8 protein-coding genes are annotated in these 9846 nt (G+C 74.3%); 6 read left to right on the plus strand and 2 right to left on the minus strand.

Annotated features, from left to right (window positions below; all coding sequences use genetic code 11):
• The first annotated feature begins 185 nt into the window (after positions 1 to 185).
• Both ACZ6NC_RS33920 and ACZ6NC_RS33925 read left to right on the plus strand, forming a co-directional pair.
• Positions 186 to 1061 carry a GNAT family N-acetyltransferase gene (locus ACZ6NC_RS33920; protein ID WP_465737735.1) on the plus strand — a complete coding sequence of 292 codons (876 nt, stop codon included), beginning with the start codon at positions 186 to 188 and terminating at the stop codon, positions 1059 to 1061.
• 74 nt (positions 1062 to 1135) lie between these two features.
• Complete coding sequence (locus tag ACZ6NC_RS33925; RefSeq protein ID WP_465737705.1) at positions 1136 to 1711, plus strand: GNAT family N-acetyltransferase; 576 nt, start codon at positions 1136 to 1138, stop codon at positions 1709 to 1711.
• Here the strand turns inward: ACZ6NC_RS33925 and ACZ6NC_RS33930 are convergent.
• Both ACZ6NC_RS33930 and ACZ6NC_RS33935 read right to left on the minus strand, forming a co-directional pair.
• Positions 1684 to 2601, minus strand: a complete 918-nt coding sequence (locus ACZ6NC_RS33930) for an aminoglycoside phosphotransferase family protein (RefSeq protein WP_465737706.1) — start codon at positions 2599 to 2601, stop codon at positions 1684 to 1686. The two genes, ACZ6NC_RS33925 and ACZ6NC_RS33930, sit on opposite strands and share 28 nt — an antisense overlap.
• Positions 2602 to 2788: 187 nt before the next feature.
• Entirely contained in the window at positions 2789 to 3313 is a 525-nt protein-coding gene (locus ACZ6NC_RS33935; protein ID WP_465737736.1) for a ferritin-like domain-containing protein, read from the minus strand.
• A gap of 887 nt (positions 3314 to 4200) precedes the next feature.
• Here ACZ6NC_RS33935 and rimP point away from each other — a divergent pair.
• From rimP to infB, 4 genes are all read left to right on the plus strand, one after another.
• Positions 4201 to 4773 carry a ribosome maturation factor RimP gene (gene rimP, locus ACZ6NC_RS33940; RefSeq protein WP_465737707.1) on the plus strand — a complete coding sequence of 191 codons (573 nt, stop codon included), beginning with the start codon at positions 4201 to 4203 and terminating at the stop codon, positions 4771 to 4773.
• An 81-nt stretch (positions 4774 to 4854) separates the two neighbouring features.
• Entirely contained in the window at positions 4855 to 5889 is a 1035-nt protein-coding gene (nusA, locus tag ACZ6NC_RS33945) for a transcription termination factor NusA (protein ID WP_465737708.1), read from the plus strand.
• Between the two features lie 146 nt (positions 5890 to 6035).
• Positions 6036 to 6284 carry a YlxR family protein gene (locus ACZ6NC_RS33950; RefSeq protein ID WP_465737709.1) on the plus strand — a complete coding sequence of 83 codons (249 nt, stop codon included), beginning with the start codon at positions 6036 to 6038 and terminating at the stop codon, positions 6282 to 6284.
• A 249-nt stretch (positions 6285 to 6533) separates the two neighbouring features.
• Entirely contained in the window at positions 6534 to 9725 is a 3192-nt protein-coding gene (gene infB, locus ACZ6NC_RS33955; RefSeq protein WP_465737710.1) for a translation initiation factor IF-2, read from the plus strand.
• Positions 9726 to 9846 lie beyond the last annotated feature (121 nt).

Here is a 9846-nt window from a genome sequence, read left to right on the forward strand (position 1 = left end):
GTACCCCCCCCCTCCGCCCCCCCCCCCCCCCCCCCCCCCCCCCCCCCCCCCCCCCCCCCCCCCCCCCCCCCCCCCCCCCCCCCCCCCCCCCCCCCCCCCGCGGCCGTAGCCGGGTGGGGCCACGGAGTAGGGTGCGGTCAGAGTCGTCTCAGTGAGGTGCTGTCTCGATGCTCGATCGAGGTGTGATGCTCCCCAGCTCGTTCCAGGCCGCCCGCGCCCTGGTGACCACGCGCGTCCTGGAGGCCCCCGACCTCGCGGACACCCTGGAGGTGCTGCACCGCGACCCGGTCGCCAACGCCTTCGTCGCCACCCGGGTCGAGGCCGTCGGACTGGACCCCTGGCGCCTCGGCGGCGAGATGTGGGGCTGGTACGACGAGCACGGCGAACTGGACGCGCTCTGTTACGCCGGCGCCAACCTCGTCCTGGTCAACGCCGGGCCGCAGGCCGTCCAGGCCTTCGCCGAACGGGCCCGCCGCCAGGGCCGCCGCTGCTCCTCGATCGTCGGCCCCGCCGAGCCCACCGCGGCCCTGTGGGCGCTGCTGGAGCGCAGTTGGGGCCCGGCCCGCGAGGTCCGCGGCCACCAGCCGTTGATGGCCACCACCGTGCCGTCCGCCGAGATCGCCCCCGACCCGCTGGTGCGGCGGGTGGGGCGCAGCGAGGTCGAGATGCTGATGCCGGCCTGCGTGGCGATGTTCACCGAGGAGGTCGGGGTCTCCCCGCTGGCCGGTGACGGCGGCCTGCTCTACCAGGCCCGGGTCGCCGAACTGGTCGCCGCCGGGCGCTCGTTCGCCCGGTTCGCCGAGGACGGTCAGGTGGTCTTCAAGGCCGAGATCGGCGCCGTCACCGAGGGCGCCTGCCAGATCCAGGGCGTCTGGGTCGACCCGGCCCACCGCGGCCAGGGGCTCTCCGAGACCGGCATGGCCGCCGTCCTCGACATCGCCCTGCGCGAGGTCGCCCCGGTGGTCTCGCTCTACGTCAACGACTACAACCTGCGCGCCCGCGCGGCCTACCGCCGGGTCGGCTTCCGCGAGGTCGGCGCGTTCATGAGCGTCCTTTTCTGAGGCGTGCGCCGCGGAGGCAGCCGGTTCCGGTCCCAGGGCCGCACCGGGCCGTCGCCGGTAGTAACGTCCGGGGCATGGATCAGCTGACCGGGGTGACGATCGAGGCCATCGACCTTGCGGAGTGGGCGCCGCAGGCGCTCGATGTCCAGGCGGTGGCGTTCGGGCTGACGCCCGAGGAGGTCATGGTCCGGCTGCACATCGTCGGGCGGCACGCGCAGCAGCCCGGGGTGATCGCGCTGGGCGCGCTCAGCGGCGGACGGCTGGTCGGCTTCGGGTACGGCATGCCCAACCGCCGGGAGCACTGGTGGAGCACCGTGATCCAGCCCTACCTGGAGGCCTACGGGTACGGGGAGTGGCTGGACGACGTCTTCGCGATCACCGAGCTGCACGTGCTGCCCGACCACCAGGGCCGGGGCATCGGCTCCGCCCTGATCCGGACCCTCTGTGAGCGGTCCGGCCTGCGCCGCAGCATCCTGTCCGCGATCGATGCCGAGACCCCGGCCCGCCGCCTCTACCGCTCCCTCGGCTACCGGGACCTCGCCCGCGCGGTGCACTTCCCCAACACCGACCGCCTCTACGCCGTCATGGGCGCCCAGCTGCCGCTGCTGAAGCCGCCGGCTCCTCAGAGCGCGCCCGCGAACTCCAGGTAGAGCTCGGCGTCCTCGCGGCGGCCTGCCGCCAGCGCGCGCAGGCCGAGGTCGGCGGCGCGGAACAGCGTCCAGCCGCGCAGCCGCTCCCGGTCCACCTCCAGGGCGTCGGAGAGCTGGTGCAGACGGCGGCGGACGGCGGCCGGCACGCCTGGCGAGCCGACCAGCGTGTCCGCCCGGTCCAGCGCCAGCCGGGCCAGGTCGTAGGCGCGTTCGCCGGTCAGCGGCCGGGGGTCGATCGCCAGCCAGGGCGCGCGGTCGGCGGCCAGCACGTTGCCGTGGTGGAAGTCGCCGTGCAGCAGGAACACCTCGGTGGCGGAGTCGAGCAGCCCCTCGGCGGTCTCCACGGCCTCGGCCACCAGGGTGGACGCCTCGGTGGCGCCGGGCAGTTCGCGATGGTGGCGCAGCCGGTCGGCGGTGGCGGCGACCCGGTCGGCGAGCGGGGGGAACGGGTGGCCCTCGGACGGCTCCACCCAGAGCCGGTGCAGCAGGCTGGTGGCCTCCACCATCGCCTTCGGCTCGGCCAGCGACCGCAGCGGGATGTCGCCGTGCAGCCGCTCCAGCAGCAGCACCCCCCGGGCCGGGTCGGCGGCCAGCAGCAGCACGGCCCCGCGGCCGGCCCAGTGGGCGAGCGCGGCGTGCTCCTGGGCGGTCTCGGGGGTGACCAGCCCGGCCTTGAGGACGGCGGGGCTGAGGTCGTCGCGGTGGACGTAGCCGACCAGGCTCAGGCTGCCGCCGGGGTCGAGCACCCGTTCCAGGGTGAGCTCCCAGTGGGCCAGCTCGGCGGCGACCAGGCCGGGCAGCTCCGCCAGCCAGCTGAGCCCTTCCTCGTCCGTGCCGACGCTTCGCGTCAGCCACTCGGGGATGGTGATCTGCCCTGGTGCTGCCGACATGCTGGCCTTCCGGTTGGCGCTTCCCCCGTGGTGCTACCCGTCCATTGTCGGCCATGGCGGCGAAACCGCAGGTCAGCGACGCAGGGAGTGGGGAGGGATGGGGCGGTATCCGCAGGTCAGGGTGGGAGCGGGACGCCGGTGGGGCCGACGCCCGGCGCGGGGCACCGGATCCTGTGCGGCCGCGGCGTCAGCCGGTGCCGGTGCCGGTCGGGGTCGGCGTGGGGGCGCCGGGGGCGGGGGTGGTGGCGGGGTCGGGAAGGCCCGGGAAGGCGGTGGGGGCGGCGCCCCAGCGGCGGGCGCGCAGGGCGCACTCACGGAGCGCGTCGGCGGCGGTGGTGCGCTGGGTGCCGGTGACGGCGGCGACCAGGTCGGCGTAGACGGCGGTGAGCCGGCTCTCGATGTGGGCGGCGAGCCGGCCCGCGCCCGCGGCGTCGCTGACCGCGAACGGCAGCTGGTACCCGGCGGCGGCCGCGTTCGGGGTGGCGCCGACCCCGCCGAGCAGCCGCTGCCAGGCGTCCCGCCGGGTCTGGTGGGCGGCGTAGGCGGCGCGGGCGTCGGCGCGCTGCTGGTCGTCGGGGAAGCGGGCGCCCACCACGCCGTAGCCGTAGATCGCGGCGTGCTCGGCGCTCAGGGCGCCCTGGAACGCCGCGATGGCGTCGGGGCCGACGGTCGCCGCACTGCCCGGACCGGACGGGGGCGCGGACGGGGACATGGACGGGGAGGCGGAGGCGCCGGCCGGCTCGGTCGGCGGGGCGGCGTCGCCGAGGGCGACCGCGTGCAGCACTCCGGAGGTGGAGACCGAGGCGAGCAGCCGGGCCAGCTGCGGCGAGGCGGCGCCGAGGTCGGCGAGCCGGGCCTGCGCGGTCTGCCGTTCCAGCGAGGCGAGCGCGGCGGTGGTGGTGACCGCCGAAGCGGCCCCGCCGGTGGCGGAGCCCGAGGCACCGGTGGCAGAGGCCGAAGGGGAGCCGGCACCCGGGGTGGTGGCGGACGGCGACGCCCCCGGCAGGCCGGCCGCCAGCGCGGCCCGGTGCCGGACCACCTCGGCGCGCAGCGGCTGGAGCTGTGCGGCCTGCCCCGCACCGGGCCCGGCCAGCAGGGCGTCGTACCCGGCGAGCAGCGTGTCGGTGGCGGTGACGGCGCGCAGCCGGACCGGCTCGTCCGGGTCGGGGCGGCGCCGCTCGCCCTCGGCGGCGTCGTGCTTGTCGTCGTGCGAGTCGGTGCACGCGGTGAGGGCGCCGCCCGTGGTGAGGAACAGCCCGAGGGCCAGGAAGGTCCGTCGGCTGGGCGGCTGCATCGTCGTCACTCCGGGGCGTGTACGGGAGGACGGCCTGCCCGCCTGCCCTCGTAGGCGTGAATGATTACAGAATCCCCACGTCTGTGGGGGTGTATTGGGTCCGCCGGCATCCGGCCCGGCCGGTGTGACCTTGCTCGCAGTGGGTGTCGCGCGGGCGGCCGTGCGCCGTCCGGAATCGGTGGTTGGCGGCTTCACCGGATAGGCTTTGGGCCGAGCTGCCGCGACCCGGTCTGCGCCGTACCCGGCGCCAGGGGGCGCGGTACCCCCTCCTGACAACAGCAGACGCGGCCGAGGAGTCCACCCGGATGAGCACCACCCACATCGACCGGCTGCGTGCGTTGCTGGAGCCGCTGGCGGCCCGGGAGGGCCTGGACCTGGAGGACGTGAAGGTCACCCAGGCGGGCAGCCGCCGGCAGGTGCAGATCGACGTGGACGCCGACGGCGGCGTGGACCTGGACGCCATCGCGGAGTTCAGCCGCGTGGTCGGCGAGGCCCTGGACGAGTCCGACGTGATGGGCGCCGGCGCGTACGTGCTGGAGGTCGGTTCGCCGGGCGCCGAGCGTCCGCTGAGCGAGCCCCGCCACTGGCGCCGGGCCGAGGGCCGGCTGGCCAAGATCCACCTGGTCGACGGCGGGGAGATCGTCGCCCGCGTGCTGGAGGCGGACGAGGACGGCGCGCTGGTCGAGGTGCAGCCGGTGAAGGGCCGCGGTCGCGCCAAGGAGCGCCGTCTGGAGTACACCGAGGTGGCCCGGGCGCGCGTCCAGGTGGAGTTCAACCGCAAGGACGAGAAGCTCCTCGACGAGACCCCGGACTTCGCCGACGACGCCGACGATGCCTCGGACGACACGTCCGACGAGGGGGACGACGGTGCCGAGTGAAGCTCTGCGCACCGACCGGGGGGCCGCTCAGACCATGAGCCGCAGCAACACGAACGTGACGAAAGACGAGGAGGCGTAGCCGTGGACATCGACATGAGTGCCCTGCGCACGCTGGTCAACGAGAAGAACATCCCCTTCGACCTGCTGGTCGAGTCCATCGAGTCGGCCCTCCTCACCGCGTACCACCGCACCGAGGGCTCGCGCCGCCGCGCCCGGGTCGAGCTGGACCGCAAGTCCGGCCACGTCACCGTGTGGGCGACGGAGGACCCGGCGGAGCTGGACGAGGGCGTCGAGCCGAAGGAGTTCGACGACACCCCGAGCGGCTTCGGCCGGATCGCGTCCAGCATCGGCATCCAGGTGATGATGCAGCGCCTGCGTGACGCCGCCGACGACCAGACGTTCGGCGAGTACGCGGGCAAGGAGGGCGACATCGTCACCGGTGTCGTCCAGCAGGGCAACGACCCGAAGAACGTGCTGGTCGACATCGGCAAGCTGGAGGCCATCCTGCCGCCGCAGGAGCAGGTCCCGGGCGAGGACTACCGGCACGGCACCCGTCTCAAGTGCTACGTGGTGGCGGTGCGCCGGGGTGTTCGCGGCGCTTCGGTGACGCTCTCGCGCACCCACCCCAGCCTGGTGAAGAAGCTCTTCGCGCTGGAGGTCCCGGAGATCGCGGACGGCAGCGTGGAGATCGCGGCGATCGCCCGCGAGGCCGGCCACCGCACCAAGATCGCGGTCTGGTCGCGCCGGGCCGGGCTGAACGCCAAGGGTGCCTGCATCGGCCCGATGGGCAGCCGGGTGCGCGCGGTGATGGGCGAGCTGCACGGCGAGAAGATCGACATCGTCGACTGGTCGGAGGACCCGCGCGAGATGGTCGCCGCGGCACTGTCCCCCGCACGGGTGACGAGCGTGGAGATCGTGGACTTCAACCAGCGCTCCGCACGGGTGATCGTGCCCGACTACCAGCTGTCGCTGGCGATCGGCAAGGAGGGGCAGAACGCCCGCCTGGCCGCCCGCCTCACCGGCTGGCGGATCGACATCCGGCCCGACACCGAGGGCCAGTCCGAGGGGCAGCCCGAGGGTCGCCCCGAGAACGGCGGCCGGGCCAGTGACAATTAACAGCGGCTTCGCCCAGTAATAAGCGTTGTCACAGGCCCCCCGCCGTTCCACCTCGGATCGGCGGGGCGGCGCCATGTCCCTTCGGAGGGGTAGACTTGCCTTCGTCTGGCCGGACGCATGTCCGAGCACGCCCGGAACGCACCTGCGTGGGCTGCCGCAAGCGAGCGGCCAAGCACCAGCTGTTGCGTGTCACGGCGGTCGAGGGCGTCTGCGTCCCTGATCCCCGTGGCGCACTGCCGGGCCGGGGCGCGCACCTGCACCCCGATCCGGCCTGCCTCGACCTCGCGGTCCGCCGCCGGGCGTTCCCCCGGGCCTTCCGGCTCCAGGGCACACTCGACACGGAGCGGATCCGCGGGTACATCGAGGAGCGGGCAGGCGACACCCCGGCGCCCTGAGCTTCCTCAGGCCGCCCGGCGGGCACCTCCCCGTTACGGCCGCCGCTCCACGCGGCGGAGAACCACCGCAACAAGCACAGTGCGCGGGCAGCCGCGCGCCGTGCCACCAGTCAGGTACCTCGCGATGTGGAAGTAGGTCGAGATTGCGATGAGCACTCGATGAGTACGCGATGAGTACGCGATGGGTACGCCCATGAAGTAGCGACAGTCCGGCGGACGAGACCCCCCGGACTCATAGACAGGAGTGAAGTGGCTAAGGTCCGGGTTTATGAACTCGCCAAGGAGCTTGGCTTGGAGAGCAAGGCCGTCATGGCCAAGCTCACCGAGCTCGGCGAGTTCGTCCGTTCGGCGTCCTCGACGATCGAGGCGCCGGTCGTGCGCAAGTTGACTGACGCTCTGGGAGTGGCCCCCACCGCTGGTGGTTCCGCTGCCAAGCCGGGCCCGCGGAAGCCCGCGGCGCCCCAGCCCGCCGGTGGTTCCGCCGCCGGTGCGGCCGCACCCAAGCCGGGTGCCCCGACCCCGGGTCCGCGCCCTGCCGCGGCGCCGGGCCCCCGTCCCGTATCGCCCGCAGGGCCCGCAGCCGGATCGGCGCCCGCCGCCCCGGCTGCTGCTGCCGCCCCGCGTCCCGCGGGCGCGCCGACCCCGGGCCCGCGCCCGGCGGCCCGCCCCGCCGCTCCGGCGGCTCCGGCTGCTCCGGCGGCCGAGTTCTCCTCGCCGGCTCCGGCCGAGGCGCCCACCGAGCGTCCGGCCGCCCAGGCCGCGCGTCCGGCGGCGGCCGGCCCCGCCGGTGGCGGTGCCCGTCCGGGCCCGCGTCCGGCCGGTCCGCGTCCGGGTAACAACCCGTTCACCTCGGGCAGTGCCACGGGCATGGCCCGTCCCGGTGACCGCCGTCCGGCCGCGCCGGGTGCGCGTCCGGGTGCCGGCGCTCCCGCCGGTGACCGTCCGCGTCCCGGTGGCGACCGCGGCCCGCGCCCCGAGGGCCTGGCCGGTGGACGTCCGGGTGGCGACCGTGGCGCCCCGCGCCCCGGTGGCGACCGTCCGCGTCCCGCCGGTGCTCCCGGTGCCGACCGTGGCGCCCCGCGTCCCGGTGGCGACCGTCCGCGTCCGGCCGGTGGCCCCGGTGCCCCGGGTGCCGGCGCCCCCCGTCCGGGTGGTGCCCCGCGTCCCGACGGCATGCCCCGTCCGGCCGGTCCGCGTCCCGGCGGCCCGACCCCGTCCGGCATGCCGCGTCCGAACCCCGGCATGATGCCGCAGCGTCCGGCTCCGGGCCCGCGTCCGGGCCCCGGCGGCCGTGGCCCCGGTGGCCCCGGCGGCCGTCCCGGTGGTCCGGGTGGCGCCGGTGGCGCCCGTCCGGGCTTCGCCGGTCGTCCGGCCGGTCCGGGCTCGCGTCCGGCCGGTGGCGGCTTCGGCGGCCCCCGTCCCGGTGGCGGTGCCCCCGGTGGCGGTGGCGGCTTCGGTCCGCGTCCGGGTGGCTTCGGCGGCCGTCCCGGTGGCCCGGGTGCCCGTGGTGGCACGCAGGGTGCCTTCGGCCGTGGCCCCGGTGGCCGTCCGGCCCGTGGTCGCAAGTCGAAGCGGGCGAAGCGCCAGGAGTACGAGGCCATGCAGGCCCCGTCCGTCGGCGGTGTGATGCTGCCTCGCGGCAACGGCCAGACCGTTCGCCTGTCGAGCGGCGCCTCGCTGATGGACTTCGCGGAGAAGATCAACGCCAACCCGGCCGCGCTCGTCTCCGTCATGTTCAACCTCGGTGAGATGGTCACCGCGACCCAGTCGGTCTCCGACGCGACCCTCGAGCTGCTGGCCGGCGAGATGGGCTTCATCCTGGAGATCGTCAGCCGCGACGACGAGGACCGCGAGCTGCTGGAGTCGTTCGACATCGACTTCGGCGCCAACGAGGGCGACGAGGACCAGCTGGCCCCGCGCCCGCCGGTCGTCACCGTCATGGGTCACGTCGACCACGGTAAGACCCGCCTGCTGGACGCCATTCGCAAGTCGAACGTGGTGGCCGGCGAGGCCGGTGGCATCACCCAGCACATCGGTGCCTACCAGGTGGCCACGATCGTGAACGGCGAAGAGCGCCCGATCACCTTCCTGGACACCCCGGGTCACGAGGCGTTCTCCGCCATGCGTGCCCGTGGTGCCAAGTCCACCGACATCGCGATCCTGGTGGTCGCGGCCAACGACGGTGTCATGCCGCAGACGGTCGAGGCGTTGAACCACGCCAAGGCCGCGGGTGTGCCGATCGTGGTCGCCGTCAACAAGATCGACGTCGAGGGCGCCGACCCGACCAAGGTCCGCGGTCAGCTGACCGAGTTCGGCCTGGTGGCCGAGGAGTACGGCGGCGACACCATGTTCGTCGACATCTCCGCGCGCCAGGGTCTCAACATCGACCAGCTGCTGGAGGCCGTGGTCCTGACCGCGGACGCCTCGCTGGACCTGCGGGCCAACCCGGAGCAGGACGCGCAGGGTATCGCCATCGAGGCCCACCTCGACAAGGGCCGCGGCGCCATGGCGACCGTGCTCGTGCAGCGCGGTACCCTCCGCGTCGGCGACTCGATCGTGGTCGGCGACGCCTACGGCCGCGTCCGCGCGATGCTGGACGAGAACGGCAACAGCCTCGCCGAGGCCGGCCCGTCCCGTCCGGTGCTGCTGCTCGGTCTGACCTCGGTGCCCCGCGCCGGCGACAGCTTCATCGTCGTCGACGAGGACCGCACCGCCCGTCAGATCGCCGAGAAGCGCTCGGCCCGCGACCGCAACGCCGCCTTCGCGCAGCGTCGGGTCCGGGTGTCCCTCGAGGACCTCGACAAGGCCATCGCCGCAGGCGAGATCGAGCAGCTCAACCTCATCATCAAGGGTGACGTCTCCGGTTCGGTCGAAGCCCTCGAGGACGCCCTCGTCAAGCTGGACGTGGGCGAGGAGGTCGAGCTCCGCATCCTGCACCGCGGTGTGGGTGCGATCACCGAGTCCGACGTCAACCTGGCGATGGGTTCGGACGCCATCATCATCGGCTTCAACGTGCGCGCCGAAGGCCGTGCGCGTACCGCGGCCGACAAGGAAGGCGTGGACGTCCGGTACTACTCGGTCATCTACCAGGCGATCGAGGAGATCGAGAACGCCCTCAAGGGCATGCTCAAGCCCGAGTACGAGGAGGTGCGCCTCGGCTCCGCGGAGATCCGCGAGGTGTTCCGTTCCTCCAAGTTCGGCAACATCGCGGGTGTCATCGTCCGCGAGGGCCTGCTGCGCCGCAACGCCAAGGCCCGCCTCATCCGCGACGGCAAGGTCGTGGCGGAGAGCCTCAACATCGAGGGTCTGCGCCGCTTCAAGGACGACGCGACCGAGGTCCGCGAGGGCTTCGAGGCCGGTGTGACCCTGGGGTCGTTCAACGACATCAAGGTCGAGGACATCATCGAGACCTACGAGATGCGCGAGAAGCCGCGCGCGTAAGCGAGTGGTGTCCGGGGGCGGGGGGGGGGGGGGGGGGTCCCTTTCCTGCCCCCCCCCCTCCCTTTCTCTTGTCTCGTGCGCCCCCCACCTACCCCCCCCCCCCACCCCCCCACCTCCCCCC

This window comes from Kitasatospora sp. NPDC041988, from assembly GCF_055588525.1.